This window comes from Kineococcus rugosus, assembly GCF_050871975.1.
Lineage (GTDB): Bacteria > Actinomycetota > Actinomycetes > Actinomycetales > Kineococcaceae > Kineococcus.
In genome coordinates this window covers 44,385-60,502 of the sequence record NZ_JBJLSJ010000007.1, presented here as the reverse complement: position 1 = coordinate 60,502, position 16,118 = coordinate 44,385, and the positions used below count along the sequence as shown (strand labels likewise).

At 75.0% G+C, this 16,118-nt stretch carries 17 protein-coding genes; 12 read left to right on the top strand and 5 right to left on the bottom strand.

All coding sequences use genetic code 11. The annotated features are described in order from the left end of the window. The first annotated feature begins 4 nt into the window (after positions 1-4). From ACRYM6_RS05400 to ACRYM6_RS05390, 3 genes are all read left to right on the top strand, one after another. A complete protein-coding gene (locus tag ACRYM6_RS05400) occupies positions 5-1,798 on the top strand; it encodes a bifunctional uroporphyrinogen-III C-methyltransferase/uroporphyrinogen-III synthase (RefSeq protein WP_432541798.1) in 1,794 nt (597 codons plus the stop codon). A 23-nt stretch (positions 1,799-1,821) separates the two neighbouring features. Continuing rightward, positions 1,822-2,802 (top strand): porphobilinogen synthase, encoded by a 981-nt coding sequence (gene hemB, locus ACRYM6_RS05395; protein WP_432541682.1) that lies wholly within the window; start codon positions 1,822-1,824, stop codon positions 2,800-2,802. A 725-nt stretch (positions 2,803-3,527) separates the two neighbouring features. Continuing rightward, the gene (locus ACRYM6_RS05390) at positions 3,528-4,688 is read left to right on the top strand and encodes an aldose epimerase family protein (RefSeq protein WP_432541681.1); all 1,161 of its coding nucleotides are present in this window, start codon (positions 3,528-3,530) and stop codon (positions 4,686-4,688) included. 31 nt (positions 4,689-4,719) lie between these two features. Here ACRYM6_RS05390 and ACRYM6_RS05385 read toward each other — a convergent pair whose 3' ends face one another. Continuing rightward, positions 4,720-5,871, bottom strand: coding sequence for a metallophosphoesterase family protein (locus ACRYM6_RS05385; RefSeq protein ID WP_432541680.1), 1,152 nt, complete (start codon positions 5,869-5,871; stop codon positions 4,720-4,722). Between the two features lie 103 nt (positions 5,872-5,974). On the opposite strand from ACRYM6_RS05385, the gene ACRYM6_RS05380 reads away from it, so the two are divergent. The 9 genes from ACRYM6_RS05380 (at position 5,975) to ACRYM6_RS05340 (ending at position 13,288) form a co-directional block, all read left to right on the top strand. Continuing rightward, positions 5,975-6,391 (top strand): helix-turn-helix transcriptional regulator, encoded by a 417-nt coding sequence (locus ACRYM6_RS05380; RefSeq protein ID WP_432541678.1) that lies wholly within the window; start codon positions 5,975-5,977, stop codon positions 6,389-6,391. A 20-nt stretch (positions 6,392-6,411) separates the two neighbouring features. After that, positions 6,412-6,834, top strand: coding sequence for a VOC family protein (locus ACRYM6_RS05375; RefSeq protein WP_432541677.1), 423 nt, complete (start codon positions 6,412-6,414; stop codon positions 6,832-6,834). A 114-nt stretch (positions 6,835-6,948) separates the two neighbouring features. Next, positions 6,949-8,307 carry a glutamate-1-semialdehyde 2,1-aminomutase gene (gene hemL / locus ACRYM6_RS05370; protein WP_432541676.1) on the top strand — a complete coding sequence of 453 codons (1,359 nt, stop codon included), beginning with the start codon at positions 6,949-6,951 and terminating at the stop codon, positions 8,305-8,307. Further along, a complete protein-coding gene (locus ACRYM6_RS05365) occupies positions 8,304-8,954 on the top strand; it encodes a histidine phosphatase family protein (protein ID WP_432541675.1) in 651 nt (216 codons plus the stop codon). The genes hemL and ACRYM6_RS05365 overlap by 4 nt, the downstream gene beginning before the upstream one ends. After that, a complete protein-coding gene (locus ACRYM6_RS05360; protein WP_432541674.1) occupies positions 8,954-9,535 on the top strand; it encodes a TlpA family protein disulfide reductase in 582 nt (193 codons plus the stop codon). Before ACRYM6_RS05365 ends, ACRYM6_RS05360 begins: the two co-directional genes overlap by 1 nt. Next, positions 9,532-10,281 (top strand): cytochrome c biogenesis CcdA family protein, encoded by a 750-nt coding sequence (locus tag ACRYM6_RS05355; RefSeq protein ID WP_432541673.1) that lies wholly within the window; start codon positions 9,532-9,534, stop codon positions 10,279-10,281. The genes ACRYM6_RS05360 and ACRYM6_RS05355 overlap by 4 nt, the downstream gene beginning before the upstream one ends. A 2-nt stretch (positions 10,282-10,283) precedes the next feature. Then, positions 10,284-12,017 carry a cytochrome c biogenesis protein ResB gene (gene resB, locus ACRYM6_RS05350; RefSeq protein WP_432541672.1) on the top strand — a complete coding sequence of 578 codons (1,734 nt, stop codon included), beginning with the start codon at positions 10,284-10,286 and terminating at the stop codon, positions 12,015-12,017. Beyond that, positions 12,014-12,997 carry a c-type cytochrome biogenesis protein CcsB gene (ccsB, locus tag ACRYM6_RS05345; RefSeq protein ID WP_432541671.1) on the top strand — a complete coding sequence of 328 codons (984 nt, stop codon included), beginning with the start codon at positions 12,014-12,016 and terminating at the stop codon, positions 12,995-12,997. Before resB ends, ccsB begins: the two co-directional genes overlap by 4 nt. Positions 12,998-13,000: 3 nt before the next feature. Further along, on the top strand, positions 13,001-13,288 hold the full coding sequence (locus tag ACRYM6_RS05340; RefSeq protein WP_432541670.1) for a DUF4229 domain-containing protein: 288 nt from the start codon (positions 13,001-13,003) through the stop codon (positions 13,286-13,288). 9 nt (positions 13,289-13,297) lie between these two features. Here ACRYM6_RS05340 and ACRYM6_RS05335 read toward each other — a convergent pair whose 3' ends face one another. From ACRYM6_RS05335 to menE, 4 genes are all read right to left on the bottom strand, one after another. Beyond that, on the bottom strand, positions 13,298-13,588 hold the full coding sequence (locus tag ACRYM6_RS05335; RefSeq protein WP_432541669.1) for a hypothetical protein: 291 nt from the start codon (positions 13,586-13,588) through the stop codon (positions 13,298-13,300). A gap of 24 nt (positions 13,589-13,612) precedes the next feature. Then, complete coding sequence (locus tag ACRYM6_RS05330) at positions 13,613-14,509, bottom strand: 1,4-dihydroxy-2-naphthoate polyprenyltransferase (RefSeq protein WP_432541797.1); 897 nt, start codon at positions 14,507-14,509, stop codon at positions 13,613-13,615. A 93-nt stretch (positions 14,510-14,602) separates the two neighbouring features. Further along, positions 14,603-14,860 carry a PLD nuclease N-terminal domain-containing protein gene (locus ACRYM6_RS05325; protein WP_432541668.1) on the bottom strand — a complete coding sequence of 86 codons (258 nt, stop codon included), beginning with the start codon at positions 14,858-14,860 and terminating at the stop codon, positions 14,603-14,605. 11 nt (positions 14,861-14,871) lie between these two features. Next, on the bottom strand, positions 14,872-16,068 hold the full coding sequence (menE, locus tag ACRYM6_RS05320) for an o-succinylbenzoate--CoA ligase (protein ID WP_432541667.1): 1,197 nt from the start codon (positions 16,066-16,068) through the stop codon (positions 14,872-14,874). Positions 16,069-16,118: the final 50 nt, after the last annotated feature.

The window sequence follows — 16,118 nt, the reverse complement described above, 5'->3', positions numbered from 1 at the left end:
CACGATGACGAACAGCCCCCTGGTCGCCGAGCCGGTGCCGGCGCCGGTCCAGGCCGCTGCGGACGCTCCCGAGGTGAGCGTCCTGACCGAGGTGGTCGACGCGAAGAGGGTTCGCGACGAGGTGCCCGCGCAGTCCCGGTCGAAGAAGACGTCCACCCGGACCGGCGCGAAGGCCGCCAAGGGGACCGACAAGGGGTCGGAGAGGACCACCGGCAAGGAGCTGGGGCACGTCTCGTTCGTCGGGGCCGGCCCGGGCGACCCGGGCCTGCTGACCGTCCGCGCGGTCGACCTGATCGCCGCGGCCGACGTCGTGGTGCTCGACCAGGCCAGCCGGGAGGACCTCGTCGCGCGGTTCGGCCGCGACGGCGTGGAGGTCGTCGACGCCGGCTTCGGCGGTGACGGGCAGCCGCTGACCCGCGCGCACCGCGCCAAGCTCGTCGTGAAGGCCGCCAAGGCCGGCGGCCGGGTCGTGCGGCTCATGGACGGCGACCCGTCCACGTTCACCGGCCTGGTCGACGAGGTCGCCGCCTGCCGCAAGGCGGGCGTCTCCTTCGACGTCGTCCCGGGCGTCTCGGCCGTCAACGCCGTCCCCGCGTACGCCGGTGTGCCGATGACGACGCCGAGCACCTCCAGCCTGAACGTCGTGCACCCCGCGGGCCGGTCCCTGGACTGGTCCCGGCACGCCGACGCCGACGCCACGGTCGTCGTCCTGGGCACCGGTGACGACATCGCCGAGGCCGCCCGCGGGCTGCTGGCCGCCGGCCGGTCCGCCGCGACGCCCGTCGCGCTGACCTCGCACGGCACGACCACCACCCAGAGCACCACGACGGCCACCCTGGGCACCCTGGAGGCGGCCGCCGCGGCCGCCGACGGGTCCCCGACCACGGCCGTCATCGGCGACGTCGTCGCGCTGCGCGACCAGAACTCCTGGTACGAGACGAAGCCGCTGTTCGGCTGGCGGGTCCTGGTGCCGCGCACCAAGGAGCAGGCCGGGGGCATCACGGGGCGGCTGTCCGAGCACGGCGCCACCGCGGAGGTCGTCCCGACCATCTCCGTGGAGCCGCCGCGGACCCCGCAGCAGATGGAGAAGGCCGTCAAGGGCCTGGTGACCGGCCGTTACGAGTGGATCGGGTTCACCTCCGTCAACGCCGTGAGGGCGGTGCGGGAGAAGTTCACCGAGTACGGCCTCGACGCCCGCGCGTTCTCCGGCCTGAAGGTCGCCGCGGTCGGCGGCGTGACGGCGGACGCGTTGCGCGAGTGGGGGATCGAACCGGACCTGCTGCCCGCGAAGGAGCAGTCGGCGGCCGGTCTGCTCGACGCGTGGCCGCCGTACGACGACGTGCTGGACCCCATCGACCGGGTGTTCCTGCCGCGCGCCGACATCGCCACCGACACCCTCGTGGCCGGGCTGGTCGAGAACGGCTGGGAGGTCGACGACGTCACCGCGTACCGGACGGTGCGCGCCGCCCCGCCGGCCGCGCCGGTGCGCGACGCCATCAAGACCGGCGCGTTCGACGCGGTGGTCTTCACGTCGAGCTCGACGGTCCGCAACCTCGTCGGGATCGCCGGCAAGCCGCACCCCTCGACCGTCGTGGCCTGCATCGGCCCGGCGACGGCGAAGACCGCCGAGGAGCACGGCCTGCGCGTCGACGTCCTGGCCGCCGAGCCCAGCGCGGACTCCCTCGTCGAGGCGCTGGCCGCGTACGGGCAGGGTCTGCGCGCCGCGGCGCTCGAGGCGGGCGAACCCGTCCTGCGGCCCAGCCAGAAGAAGTCCTCGGCGCGCCGCCGGGCGCGCTGAGCCCCGATCGAAGGAGTTCCCCCGTGGTGCAGCTGCCGATCCGCCCGCGCCGTCTGCGCTCCACCGCGGCGATGCGCCGGCTGGTGACGGACGTGCACCTGCGCCCGGGGGACCTCGTCCTGCCGGTGTTCGTGCGCGAGGGCATCGGTGAGCCGCAGCCCATCCGCACGCTGCCGGGAGTCGTGCAGCACACCCGGGAGTCGCTGGTGGCCACCGCGGAGGAGGCCGTCGCGGCGGGCCTGGGCGGGATCATGCTGTTCGGGGTGCCCGAGCGGCTGGACGCCACCGGTTCGGGGGCCGACGACCCCGACGGCATCCTGAACGTCGCGCTGAAGGACGTGCGCGACGCCGTGGGCGACGACCTCGTGGTGATGGCCGACCTGTGCCTGGACGAGTTCACCGACCACGGCCACTGCGGGGTGCTGGACTCCCGCGGCCGCGTCGACAACGACGCCACCCTGGAGCGGTACGCGTCGATGGCGCTGGCGCAGAGCGCCGCGGGGGCGCACGTCCTGGGGCCCAGCGGGATGATGGACGGGCAGATCGGGGTCCTGCGGGAGACCCTGGACGGCGCCGGCTTCGACGACGTGGCGCTGTTCGCGTACGCCGTGAAGTACGCCAGCGGGTTCTACGGCCCGTTCCGCGAGGCGGTGAACTCCCAGCTCAAGGGCGACCGGCGCACCTACCAGCAGGACCCGGCGGCGAACGTCTCCGAGGCGCTGCGCGAGGTGCGGCTCGACCTCGACGAGGGCGCCGACATGGTGATGGTGAAACCGGGTCTGCCGTACCTGGACGTGCTGCGCGCGGTCGCGGACGTCGCCGACGTCCCGGTGGCCAGCTACCAGGTGTCGGGGGAGTACGCGATGGTGGAGTTCGCCGCGCAGGCCGGCGCGGTGGACCGCGAGCGGGTGGCGCTGGAGTCGCTGCTCGCGCTGCGCCGCGGCGGGGCGTCGATCGTCCTGAGCTACTGGGCGCTGGAGGCGGCGCGCGACTGGCTGGGCTGACGCCGCGACCGTCAACGCCCGCACCGCCCGGGGTACCGCCGCCGGTTCGTCCATCGAGGGCACCGCTCCGTCCAGCGAGAACGTCGCGGTCGCCGAACTCGCGCAGACCGAGCACGTCCAGCGGGTCGGCGAGCAGGCTCAGCTGGTCGCCCGGGACACCACCACCGTCCGCCGGGCCACTGAGGAACTCGTCGCCGGCTCAACGGGTCCCACCCCCCTCGGGCAGGCCGCGCTGGTGCGCGCCCGGTCCGGGACCACCCACCCGTTCACGGACGGCGACGGTCGCGTCGGTCGCGCCCCCGCCCACACCGTGCTGGCCCGTCGGGGCCCGACCCGCCGGGCCGTGCTGCCCCTCAGCCTCGTCCCGCCGGCCCTCCGGGACGAGTACGTCCAGGGACTCACCCGGTCCCGGTTCGAGGGGCCCGCCGGTGCCGAGGCCGCGGAACTCGTCGCCGCGGTCGGGGGCCTGCGCCGCGAGCGGGTTCGGCCACCGCCGGGCTCCTGGCGCTGCTGCCGGAGGCACCCGTGGTGACGGCGCGCACCGTCGAGCGGGTCCGGAGGATCGACGACGAGGTGGCGCGGACGTGAACACCGCCGGTCCCGGTTCCCCGTGGAGGGTTCCGGCGCCCGGGAGGCGTTGACGCAGGGCAACCACTGGCTTACGGTCCCAACCGTCACACAGGTCACGCCTGGGTCACACCCGCCGCTCGAGGAGGAGCACACCGATGACCTTCACCCCGTCCCGCCGCAGCGTCGTCCTGGCCGCCACCGGCGCCGCCGCGCTGATCGGCACCGCCGCGGCTCCCGCCGTCGCCGCCGCCGAACCCGGCCTGTCCACCGAGGCGTGGGGCCTGCTGCCCGACGGCCGGTCCGTCGAGCGCTGGACCCTCACCAACGGCGAGGTGACCGCGCGGGTCCTGACGTACGGCGGGATCGTGCAGAGCCTGGAGTTCCCCGACCACCGCGGCCGGGTCCGGAACGTCGTCCTGGGTTTCGCCGACCTCGACGGGTACCTCGACGGCAACAACCCCGGCCCCTACTTCGGCGCCCTCATCGGCCGCTACGGCAACCGCATCGGCGGGGGGAGGTTCACGCTGGACGGGGTGGAGCACCAGCTGCCGCTGAACGACGGGCCGAACACCCTGCACGGGGGCACCGACTCGTTCGACAAGCGGTTGTGGGCGGCGACGCCGCTGACCGGTGACGGCAAGGTCGGGGTGCGCCTGGCCCTGGACAGCCCCGACGGCGACCAGGGTTTCCCGGGGAACCTGCACGTGGAGGTGGACTACACCCTCGACCGGTTCGGGCAGCTGACGCTGGAGTACCGCGCGACCACGGACGCGGCCACCGTCGTGAACCTCACGAACCACACGTACTGGAACCTCGCCGGCGAGGGGTCCGGCAGCGTCCTGGACCACGAGCTGACGATCCGCGCCGACCAGTACACCCCGGTGGACGCCACGCTCATCCCGACGGGCGACCTGGCTCCGGTGGCGGGGACCCCGCTGGACTTCCGCCAGCCGACGCGGATCGCGGCCCGCATCCGGCAGCCGTTCGAGCAGCTGCTGATCGCCCAGGGGTACGACCACAACTGGGTGCTGGACCGCGGCGGCGACGACCTCGAGGAGGCCGCCGTCCTGCACGACCCGCGCAGCGGCCGCACGCTGCGGATCTCCACGACCGAACCGGGTCTGCAGTTCTACTCGGGCAACTTCCTCGACGGGACCCTGGTGGGGACCGGCGGCGGGACGTACCGGCAGGGCGACGGGCTGGCCCTGGAGACGCAGCACTTCCCGGACTCCCCGAACCAGCCCGGGTTCCCCTCGACGGTCCTGCGGCCGGGGGAGGAGTACCGCTCGACGACGGTGTTCGCGCTGTCGCGCTGAACCTCGCGCTGAACTCCTCCCCGGCCGCCGGTCAGCCGCCCAGCGGCCGCGGTTCGGGGGACAGGTCGATCCCCAGGTCGGCGGCGCGGACCACCCGGGTGTCCTTGAAGACGCCCGGGTGGTTCTCGTCGAGGTCGAACACGCGGGCCCCGCGCATCCGGTGGACGTCGGCGCCCTCGAGGCCGTACGTCCCGAACCCCGTGCCGGGGCCGTAGCCGAGGCGGATGCCGAAGTAGTTCCCCACGTAGTCGTTGACGTGGTCGTGCCCGCAGAACATGCCCTTCACGTCGCCGCGCTCGAGGGCGGCGTGGAACAGGCCGGGGTTGAACTGCGCGGTGTACTCGCGCTCGTTGCGCTCCCCGACGATGGAGTGCTTGCCGACGGCCGCCTCGTGCGCCTCGTCGGTCGCCTCGGTGGGGGAGCCGAACCACATGTGCCGGAACTCCCACAGCGGGATGTGGAAGAACATCAGCCCGGGCACGGGGTCGGCCGCGCCGCCCTGGAGTTCCGCCGACGTCTGCCGGTACCAGGCGACCTGGTCGGCGTGGATGGTCTCGTAGGTGTACTCCTCGACGGCCTGCCCGGCGATCTGCTCGGGGGAGTAGCGGCCGGAGTCCAGCAGCCACAGCGCGAACGCGGGCCGGCCGGCGGCGCGGGAGGCGATCGGCAGCACCTGGTTGGAGTCGCCGCTGACCCCGCCGGCGGTGGACCCCACGTGGTGGGGGTAGGTCCGCAGGAACTCGCGGATGCGGGGCTCGGTCATCCCGGTGGCCGCCGCGGAGTCCTCGTCGTGGTTGCCGAAGGTGATGGCCCACGGGATGCCGCGGGCCTCGACCGGGCCGACGACGTTGTCGTAGGCGGTGCGGACCTGCTCGGCGGTGGTCATGTCGCCGTTGACGACGTCGCCGTTGAACACGACGAATCCGGGGTGCTCGGTGTCGAGGACCTTCTCGATGAGCTCGATGGTGCGGACGTCGGTGCGGTGGTTGTCCTGCGTGTCGTTGAACTGGACGACGCGGAAGGTGCCGTCGGCGGCGAACGCGAGGCCGGGGCGCCCGGCGTGCTCGGGCCGGCCGGGGTGGCCGGGGGCGGCGGTGGCGCCGGGGGCGGTGGCCAGGCCGGCGGCGGCCGCCGCGGCGCCGGCGCCGAGCACGTGGCGGCGGGTGGGTCGGGGAGTGGTCACGAGGGGGAACCCTGGCGCCCGCAAGTGACCTGTGCGTCACCTGAGCCTGACGATCAGGTGACGGGCGGTGGCCGTGCCGGGTCCGGGGGTCCAGACTCGGCGGGTGCCCCTCTCGCGTGAGGACCTCGTGCGGCTGCGGCGGGTGCGCGACCGCATCGACCGCGACCACGCCCAGCCGCTGGACGTCGCCGCCCTGGCCCGGCAGGCCCTCATGTCGCCGGGGCACTTCTCCCGCAGCTTCAAGGCCGCCTTCGACGTGACGCCGTACGACTACCTCATGACCCGGCGGATCGAGCGGGCCAAGGCGCTGCTGCGCCGCGGGGACGTGTCGGTCACCGAGGCGTGCTTCGCGGTGGGGTGCTCGTCGCTGGGCTCGTTCAGCGCCCGCTTCACCCGGCTGGTGGGCGTGACGCCCAGCGCGTACCGGGCCCAGGACCACTCCGCGGCGGCGGGCATCCCCAGCTGCGTGCTGGCGCGGGCGGCCCGGCCGGTCAGGATCGGAGAAGCGGGCCGGGCGTGAGCGGTCCTAGCGTCGGGCCCATGACGACCGTCTCGCAGGTGCTGCTGACCGTCCACGACCACGACGAGGCCCTGGCCTTCTACCGCGACCTGCTGGGCTTCGCGGTGACCCAGGACGTGTCCTACGAGGGGATGCGCTGGGTCACGGTGACGCCGCCGGGCGCCGACGTCCACCTCGTGCTGGAGACGCCGCAGTCGTGGCCGGACGCCTCGGCCGCCGACCGGGAGGCCGCCGCGGACCTGCTCGCCAAGGGCCTGCTGTCGCGGCTGGTGTTCACCACCGACGACGTCGACGCCCTGCACGACGCCCTGTCGGCGGGGGGCGCGGAGATCACCTCCGAGCCGGTGGACCAGCAGTACGGCGTGCGGGACTTCGGCGTGCGCGACCCCTCGGGCAACCAGCTGCGGTTCAACCAGCCGCTGACGGCCCCCGCCCGGGGCTGACCCGCCCGCGTCTCGGGCGTGCGGACGTGAGGTCGGTCACCCCCGGCCTCCGACACGCCGTCGTAGACGCCCCTGGGGAGGAGGCACCCCCGCGAGCTTGAGACACTGGGACTCGTGAACGCGTCGACGCCCACCCCGGCGAGCACCTCGTCCAGCGCCGCAGCCGCCGCCTCCGCGGCGCTGTTCGAGCGAGCGGGCGCGGTGATCCCCGGCGGGGTGAACTCCCCGGTCCGCGCCTTCCGGGCCGTCGGGGGCACCCCCCGCTTCATCGCCTCGGCGCGCGGGCCGTACCTGACCGACGTCGACGGCCGCGAGTACGTCGACCTGCTGTGCTCCTGGGGGCCGATGATCCTCGGGCACGCGCACCCCGACGTGCTGGCCGCCGTGCAGGCCGCCGCGGTCGACGGCTTCTCCTTCGGCACCCCCACCGAGCGCGAGGTGCTGCTGGCCGAGGAGATCGTCGCGCGCGTCGAGCCGGTCGAGCAGCTGCGGCTGGTCAGCTCCGGCACCGAGGCCACGATGAGCGCCATCCGGCTGGCCCGCGGCTTCACGGGCCGCCCCGTCGTGGTGAAGTTCGCCGGCCACTACCACGGGCACGTCGACGCCCTGCTGGCCTCGGCCGGCTCGGGGCTGGCGACGTTCGCGCTGCCGGACACCCCCGGGGTGACCGGCACCGCCGCGGCCGACACGATCGTGCTGCCGTACAACGACCCGGAGGCGCTGGCGGAGGTCTTCGCCGCCCACGGCGACCGCATCGCCTGCGTCATCACCGAGGCCGCCGCCGGGAACATGGGCGTCGTGCGCCCCCGGCCGGGCTTCACCGAGCTGCTGCGCCGCACCACCCGCGAGCACGGCGCCCTGCTGGTCTCCGACGAGGTCATGACGGGCTTCCGGGTCAGCGCCGCCGGCTGGTACGGGTACGAGGGCCTGGGCCTGGAGCACGCCCCCGACCTGCTGACCTTCGGCAAGGTCATGGGCGGCGGCTTCCCGGCCGCCGCGTTCGGCGGTCGCGCCGACGTCATGGCGCACCTGGCCCCGGCCGGTCCCGTCTACCAGGCCGGCACGCTGTCGGGGAACCCGATCGCGACCGCCGCCGGCCTGGCGACGCTGCGCGCGACGACCCCGGAGGTCTACGCCGCGGTCGAGGCGAACGCCGCCACCGTCCGCGACGCCGCGAGCGCCGCGCTCAGCGCCGCCGGGGTGCCGCACCTGGTGAACACCGCCGGGTCGATGTTCAGCGTCTTCTTCACGCAGCTGGACGAGGTCGTGGACTACGACCAGGCCCGGCAGCAGGACCTCGGGGCGTTCCGGGCGTTCTTCCACTCGATGCTCGACGCCGGGGTCCACCTGCCGCCGAGCGCCTTCGAGGCGTGGTTCCTGTCCGCCAGCCACGACGAGACCGCGATCGGCCGCATCCTCGAGGCGCTGCCCGCCGCGGCCCGCGCCGCCGCCGAGGGGGCTGGTCGGCTGTGACCCGCACGACGGCCCGCACGACCGTCCACCTCGTCCGGCACGGTGAGGTCTGGAACCCCGAGCGGGTCCTGTACGGCCGGCTGCCGGGGTTCCGGCTGTCCGAGCGCGGTCAGGCGATGGCCGAGCGGCTCGGGGAGTTCTTCGCCGACCACGACATCGCCTCCGTCACCGCCTCGCCGCTGCAGCGCGCCCAGGAGACCGCGGCGCCGATCGCGCGCTCGCACGGCCTGCCGCTGGGCACCGAGCCGCGCATCGTCGAGGCCGCCAACAGCTTCGAGGGCCACAAGGTCACCCAGGGGTCGGGCTCGATCCGCGACCCGCGGGTGTGGCCGCGGCTGTGGAACCCGTTCCAGCCCAGCTGGGGCGAGCCGTACGAGCAGCAGGTCTCCCGCATGGCCTCGGTGGTCCGCGACGCGCGGGACGCCTTCCCCGGCCGGGAGTCGGTGCTCGTCAGCCACCAGCTGCCGGTGTGGGTGACGCGGCTGCGCGCCGAGGGGCGCCCGCTGGTGCACGACCCGCGCCGCCGGCAGTGCGCGCTGGCGTCGGTGACGTCCCTGGAGTTCTCCGGCCGCACGCTGGTCTCGGTCGCCTACACCGAGCCCGCCGCCGACCTGCTCATCGGCGCCGACCCCATCGCGGGGGCCTGATGTCGTTGTCCCGCAGGTCGTTCGGGGTGGCCGCGCTGTCGACGCTCGTCGTCGCGGGCTGCTCCGGCGGCGACGGGCTGCCCGAGCCGGCGACCGACCGGAACTACATCGAGGGCGACGGCACCGTCGTGCAGTGGCCGCCGGAGGAGCGCCGCGAGCCGGTCGAGCTGAGCGGCACCACCGTCGACGGCTCGACCGTCGACCTGGCGGGCTACCGCGGCGAGGTCGTCGTGCTGAACACCTGGTTCGCCGGGTGCGCGCCGTGCCGGAAGGAGGCCGCCGACCTGGAGGCCGTCTGGCAGGAGTACTCCACCCGCGGCGTGCGGTTCCTCGGCATCAACACCTACGACACGGCGGCCGTCGCCGAGGCGTTCCAGCAGGCGCAGGGGATCACCTACCCCTCGATCCTGGACGCCTCCTCGGGCGCGGCGATGCTCGCGCTGCGCACGTACTCCCCGCAGGCCACCCCCACGACGCTGGTGCTGGACGCCGAGGGCCGGGTCGCGGCCCGCGCCTCGGGGATCGTGGAGCGCTCCACGCTGGCCGGGATGCTGGACGACGCCGGGGCCGCACCCGCATGACCCTGCCGGAGTACGTCCAGAGCGGGCCGCTGCTGCTGGCGGTGCCGCTGGCCGCGCTCGCCGGGCTCGTCTCGTTCCTGTCCCCGTGCGTGCTGCCCCTCGTCCCGGGGTTCCTCGCGTACGTGACGGGGCTGTCCGGCGGGGACCTGGAGCGGCAGCGGCGGGGCCGGATGGTCCTGGGCGCGTCGCTGTTCGTGCTGGGGTTCTCGGTGGTGTTCGTCCTCATCGGCTTCACCGCCGGCAGCCTCGGCGGCGCGCTCGCGCAGCTGCGGTACGCCGACGTCTTCCAGCGGGTCGTGGGGCTGCTCGTCGTCGCGGCCGGGCTCGTCCTGCTGCTCTCCCCGGCGTGGGCGCAGCGGGAGCTGAAGGTCCGGTGGCGGCCGCGGGCGGGCCTGGTCGGGGCGCCCCTGCTGGGGGTGCTGTTCGGGATCGGCTGGACCCCGTGCATCGGCCCCGTCTTCGCGGCGATCTCGGCGATGGCGTTCACCACCGGCCGCGGTGACCGGGCCGCGTGGCTGGGCCTGGTCTACTGCCTCGGGCTCGGGGTGCCGTTCGTCCTGGTGGCGCTCGCCTACGGCCGCGGCATGCGGGTCCTGGGCGTCCTGCGCCGGCACCGCGTCGCCCTGGACCGCTTCGGCGCGGTCCTGCTGGTCGTCATCGGGGTCCTGCTCGCGACGCAGCAGTTCCAGCCGCTGGTGAGCTGGCTCCAGTCCACCCTGGTCGACGACTACACGACGGTGATCTGAGCATGGCGAGCACGGACGAGACCCACCTCGACGACCTGCGCGACGCGTACCGCGACGCGGAGAGGAAGCCCCGGCGCGAGCTCGCCTCGGAGATGAAGCCGCTGGAGTTCGCGCGGTACTGCTGGCGGCAGCTGACGAGCATGCGGACGGCGCTGTTCCTCCTCATGCTGCTGGCCGTCGCCGCCGTGCCCGGCTCCACGTTCCCGCAGGAGAACAACGACCCCGCCGGGGTCGCGCAGTGGCAGCTGGACCACCCCACCGCGTACCCGTGGGTCGACCGGCTCCAGGGGTTCCACGTCTACTCCTCGGTCTGGTTCTCGGCGATCTACCTGCTGCTGTTCATCTCCCTCATCGGGTGCGTGACGCCGCGGGTCGCCGTGCACTGGCGGGCGCTGCGCTCCAAGCCGCCGCGCACCCCGGCCCGGCTCGGCCGGCTGCCCGAGCACCGGGGGGCCACCCTCGCCGCCGCGCCCGAGGAGGTCCTGGGCACCGCCCGCGAGGTCCTGGCCCGGCGGCGGTTCCGCGTCGAGCGCCGCGACGGCTCGGTCGCCGCGGAGAAGGGCCACCACCGCGAGACGGGGAACCTGCTGTTCCACCTGTCGCTGGTGGGGCTGCTCGTCGCCATCGCCTCCAGCTCGCTGTTCTCCTACTCGGGGCAGCGGCTCGTCACGACCGGCGGCACCATGACCGGCACCCAGATGGACAGCTTCTCCGGCGGCACCTGGACCACCATCGACGACGTCCCGCCGTTCACGCTGACGCTGGACTCGATGGACGTCGCGTTCGAGGCGCAGCAGACGTCGCAGATCGGTGAGCCCCGCCGCTTCTCCGCCGACGTCACCCTCACCGACTCCCCCGGGGACGACCCGCGGACCGAGACGATCCGCGTCAACCACCCCGCCAAGGTCGGGCACACCCAGATCTCGCTGTCCGGGAACGGGTACGCCCCCGTCCTGGTGGTCCGCGACGGGCGGGGGACCGTCGTGCAGGACGGGCCGACCCCGTTCCTGCCGCAGACGGGCAACTACGACTCCACCGGCGTGGTGAAGGTCCCCGACGCCGTCGACGCGGACGGCGAGCCCGTCCAGATCGGCCTGCGCGGGGTGTTCCTGCCGACGGCCACCACCAACGCCGACGGGGCGCCGGTCTCGGCGTTCCCCGACATGGCGCAGCCGCTGCTGGTCGCCAACGTGTGGACCGGCGACCTGGGGCTGGACGAGGGCGTGGCCCAGAACGTCTACACGCTCGACACCACGGCCATGACGCAGGTGCGGGGCGCCGACGGCCAGGCCCTGGCCCTGACGATGGTCCCCGGGCAGACGGTGCAGCTGCCGGACGGCCTGGGGTCGGTCGAGTTCGTCGGCGTCGAGCGGTTCGCCAGCTTCGACGTCCGCTCCACCCCGGGCCAGACCGCCGCGCTCGTCTTCTCGCTGCTGGCGACGCTGGGGCTGGTCATGTCCCTGTTCCTGCCGCGCCGCCGGGTGTGGGTCAAGGCGGTGCCCGCCGCCGGTGGCGCGGGCTCGCGGGTCGAGGTCGCCGGCCTGTCCCGCGGCAGCGACGCGGGGCTGGCCGAGGAGGTCGAGGGCGTCCTGGCGCGGCTGCGCACCGCGCTGGGCGAGCCCGAGGACCCCGGCGAGGACCCCGGCGAGGACCCCGGCGGCCGGCACGGATCGCCGGCGCACCCCCCGGTGGGGGACCATGAGCAGCCAGTGCACGCTCCCGAGGAGAAGTCGTGACCGTCGACGAGAACATCGCCCAGATCAGCAACGTGCTGCTCTACGGCTCCATGAGCGCCTACCTGTTCTCCTTCATCGCCTACGCCGCGGACCTGGCCGAGGGCGGCAAGGAGATCAAGGCCCGCGAGGCGCGGCGGGAACGGGCCGCGTCGGGCGGGGCCACCGCCACCCTGGAGAAGCCGGTCACCGACCGCCGCCGTCGCGCGGCCGCGGTCGGGACGTCCCTGTTCGCGGTCGCGGCGCTGCTGCACCTGGGCTCGGTGGTCACCCGCGGCGTCTCGGTGCACCGGGTGCCGTGGGGCAACATGTTCGAGTTCGCCCTCACCGGTTCCCTCGTCGTGGCCGCGGCGTACCTGGTCGCCGTCGTCCGCGCCCACCGCGCGGGCCTGGGGGGCGGGCGCGACGCCCGCTACCTGGGGACGTTCGTGGCCGGCCCGGTGCTGGCGACCCTGGGGATCGCGCTGCGCTCCTTCTACGTCGACGCCGCCCAGCTGGTCCCGGCGCTGGACAGCTACTGGCTGATCATCCACGTGTTCGTCGCCATCCTGGCGACCGCGCTGTCGACGCTGGGCTTCTCCGCGACGGTCCTGCAGCTGGTCCAGGAGAAGCGCGACCGGGTGCGGGCCGGCGGGGGCCGGCCCGGCGGGGTCTTCATGGACGCCCTGCCCGGGTCGGTGGAGCTGGAGCGCACCGCGTTCCGCCTCAACGCCGTCGCGTTCGTCATGTGGACGTTCACCCTCATCGCCGGCGCCGTGTGGGCGCAGGTGGCCTGGAACCGCTACTGGAACTGGGACTCCAAGGAGGTGTGGACGTTCGTCATCTGGGTCGTCTACGCCGCCTACCTGCACGCCCGCGCGACCCGCGGCTGGGACGGCAGGCGCGCCGCGTGGCTGTCGGTGCTCGGGTTCGGCTGCATGCTCTTCAACTACCTGGTCGTGAACATCTTCTTCCCCGGCCTGCACTCCTACGCGGGGGTCTGAACGATGGGTGTCACGCTCCGGTACACCGTGCTCCGGCTCGGGATCTTCGTGCTGTGCCTCGTGGTGGCCCGCGAGGCCGGCGCCGTCGGCTGGCTGGCGCTGCTCATCGCGGCGGTCGTGTCGGTCCTGCTGTCCCTGGTCCTGCTGCGCCGCCAGCGCGAGCAGATGGCCGCGGCGCTGCAGCAGCGCATCGACGGCCGGGTGCAGGCCCGGCAGAGCGGCACGGCGAAGCGGTCGCGGTTCTCCCGCGGCGTCGAGGACGACAACGACGCCGAGGACCGCAGGGGCTGACCCGCGCGGTCAGCGCAGCGGCACGCTGCGCAGCAGCTCGGGGCGCGCGGCGTCCAGCTCGCGCAGGTCGACGACGGCCGGGACGGTGCCGCCGGAGGTCTCGGCGGTCTCCAGCAGCACCTCCACGACGCGCCGCACCAGGAACGGCTCCTCGGCGGGGGTGACGGCGACCCGTTCGAGCAGGTCGGGGTCGCTGGTCACGACGTGCTCGGTGCGGGTCCCGTCGGAGCCGCGCAGCGTCGCGAGGTAGCGGTGCTCGCCGTCGGCGACGAGGTCGATGCCCGGAACGGTCTCACCCATGGGCGCACTGTCCCGCGCCGCGGCTCACAGCGCCAGCCCGAGGGCCAGCAGCGCCCCGGTGAGCAGCTCCAGCAGCCCGGTGTCCTTCAGGACGGGGACGAGGTCGCGGCCCCGCGCCCCGCCGAGCACGGTCCGCAGCGGCCGCTGGGCCAGCACCCCGGCCGCCAGCACGAGCAGCGCGAACGGGTGCCAGGGGGCGGTGGTCAGGGCCGCGACGAAGGCGCCGACGACGAGGGCGGCGTACAGCGCGCGGGTGCGGGCCTCGCCGAGGCGCACGGCCAGGGTGCGCTTGCCGACCTGCGCGTCGGTGGGCACGTCGCGCAGGTTGTTCGCCACGAGGATCGCGCAGGCCAGGAACCCGACGCAGCAGGCGCCGGCGACGGCGGTGCCGTCGATCCGCCCGGCCTGGACGTACGTGGTGCCCATCACCGCGACCAGCCCGAAGAACACGAAGACGAAGACCTCCCCGAGCCCGGAGTACCCGTAGGGGCGCTTGCCGCCGGTGTAGTACCAGGCGGCGGCGACGCTGGCGGCGCCCACCAGCAGCAGCCACCAGGTCTGCGAGAGGGCGACGACGGCGAGCCCGGCGAGCGCGGCCACGGCGAAGCAGGCGAACGCGGCGTCGCGCACGTGCCGGGGTTCGGCGGCGCCGGAGCCGACGAGCCGGAACGGGCCGACCCGGTCGTCGTCGGTGCCGCGGATGCCGTCGGAGTAGTCGTTGGCGTAGTTGACGCCGACCTGCAGGGCCAGGGCGACCACGAGCGCGAGGACGGCCGGGACCCACGCGACGCCGTCGATCGCGGCGGCCGCGCCCGTCCCCACGAGGACGGGGGTGATCGCCGCCGGCAGCGTGCGGGGCCGCGCGGCCGACACCCACTGCTGCACGCTGGCGCGGCGGTGGGCCGGCGGGGTGGAGGGCAGCGGGAGGTCAGCGGGGAGCTCAGCGGGGTCCGACACGAGGCACCATCCTCCCACCCCCGCGCCGGCCCCCGGCCGCGCGGGAGGCGCCCGGGCTCACAGGCCCCGCAGGAAGTCCTCGTCGTCGTCCGGGCCGCGGGGGGCCTGCCGCGGGGCGCGGGGGCGCGGGGCCAGGCCGGTGGGGCGCCCGGCGATGACGTAGGCCAGGCCCCCGGCGAGCGGGAAGAACAGGACGAGCAGGATCCAGGCCCACTTCGGCAGGTTGCGCACGGTGCCCTCGGGGGCCTGCACGATGCTCACCAGGCACCACACGGTCAGGGCCAGGACCAGCAGGGTCGGCAGGATCTTGCTCATGCCCCAGTCTGTCACCGGCGGGGTGGTTCCCCCACCGGGGCCCGGCCGCTCGCGAGGTCCCGCAGCCGGGCGCGGTCGGGCTTGCCGGGCCCGCGCAGCGGCAGCGCGGGCAGCACGAGCAGCTGGCGGGGTGCGGCGTACCGGGCCACGGCCCGCCCGACCCGGTCGCGGACGGCCGCCAGCGTCGGGACGGGCCCGCCGGGGTGCTCGGGGACGACGCACGCGACGACCCGCTGCCCCCACTCGGGGTCCTCGACGCCGACGACGACGACCTCGGCGACCCCGGGCATCCCGGCCAGGGCGTCCTCGACGACGGCGGGGGCGACCTTGACCCCGCCGGTGGTGATGAGGTCGTCGACGCGGCCCAGGACGTGGACGCGGCCCCCGCGCAGCTCGGCGGTGTCGTCGGTGCGGAACCGGCCGCCGCCGAAGGCGGGGTGGCCGGGCAGCCCGCGGTAGCCGCGGGCCACGACGGGGCCGGCCAGGACGAGCCGCCCGTCCTCCAGCGACGGCTCGACGCCGTCGAGGGGCACGCCGTCGTAGACGCAGCCGCCGCACGTCTCGCTGGAGCCGTAGGTCGTGACGACGGCGACCCCGGCGGCGCGGGCGCGGGCCAGCAGCGGGGCCGGTGTCGCGGCCGACCCGACGAGGACGGCGGCGTAGCGGGTGAGGGCGGCCACGGCCTCGTCCCCGGCGTCGAGCAGCCGCACGAGCTGGGTGGGGACCAGGGAGGTGAGCAGGTGCTCGCCGGTGGCGGCGGCGGTGGCGGCGACGAAGGCGGCGGCGGTGGAGGGGCCGGCGGGCAGGACGACGGGTTCGGTGCCGGCGCGCACCGAGCGCAGCAGCACCTGCAGCCCGGCGACGTGGTGGGCGGGCAGGGCCAGGACCCACTGCTGGCTGCCGGGCCCGGGGGCCAGGCGGGCGGCGGTGGCGGCGGCGGAGGCCCGCAGCGCCCCGGCGGGCAGCAGCGCGCCCTTGGGGGTGCCGGTGGACCCGGAGGTGGCGACGACGACGGCCGTGGGGTCGTCGGGGGAGTCCTCGGCGGCGGTGAGCGCGGTGCCGGGGGCCAGGGCCGCGGGCGGGGCGGTGCCCTCGGCGTGCGGGGCCAGGGCGTGCGGCAGCTCCCCGGCCAGCGCCCGGGCCAGGACGGGCAGCAGGGCGAGGACGGCGTCCCCGGCGGGGACGGGCAGCGGCAGCAGCGGGCGCACCGGCGCAGGGTAGGTCAGGGAGCCGGACACCTGTTGAACACGTACCGTGG

What these genes read in the sequence shown, in the direction of transcription:
- ACRYM6_RS05400 (WP_432541798.1), top strand. Translation starts at nt 5, where the DNA reads ATGACGAACAGCCCCCTGGTCGCCGAGCCGGTGCCGGCGCCGGTCCAG.
- ACRYM6_RS05390 (WP_432541681.1), top strand. Translation starts at nt 3,528, where the DNA reads ATGACCTTCACCCCGTCCCGCCGCAGCGTCGTCCTGGCCGCCACCGGC.
- ACRYM6_RS05375 (WP_432541677.1), top strand. Translation starts at nt 6,412, where the DNA reads ATGACGACCGTCTCGCAGGTGCTGCTGACCGTCCACGACCACGACGAG.
- ACRYM6_RS05360 (WP_432541674.1), top strand. Translation starts at nt 8,954, where the DNA reads ATGTCGTTGTCCCGCAGGTCGTTCGGGGTGGCCGCGCTGTCGACGCTC.
- ACRYM6_RS05355 (WP_432541673.1), top strand. Translation starts at nt 9,532, where the DNA reads ATGACCCTGCCGGAGTACGTCCAGAGCGGGCCGCTGCTGCTGGCGGTG.
- resB (WP_432541672.1), top strand. Translation starts at nt 10,284, where the DNA reads ATGGCGAGCACGGACGAGACCCACCTCGACGACCTGCGCGACGCGTAC.
- ACRYM6_RS05340 (WP_432541670.1), top strand. Translation starts at nt 13,001, where the DNA reads ATGGGTGTCACGCTCCGGTACACCGTGCTCCGGCTCGGGATCTTCGTG.
- ACRYM6_RS05335 (WP_432541669.1), bottom strand. Translation starts at nt 13,588, where the DNA reads ATGGGTGAGACCGTTCCGGGCATCGACCTCGTCGCCGACGGCGAGCAC.
- ACRYM6_RS05325 (WP_432541668.1), bottom strand. Translation starts at nt 14,860, where the DNA reads ATGAGCAAGATCCTGCCGACCCTGCTGGTCCTGGCCCTGACCGTGTGG.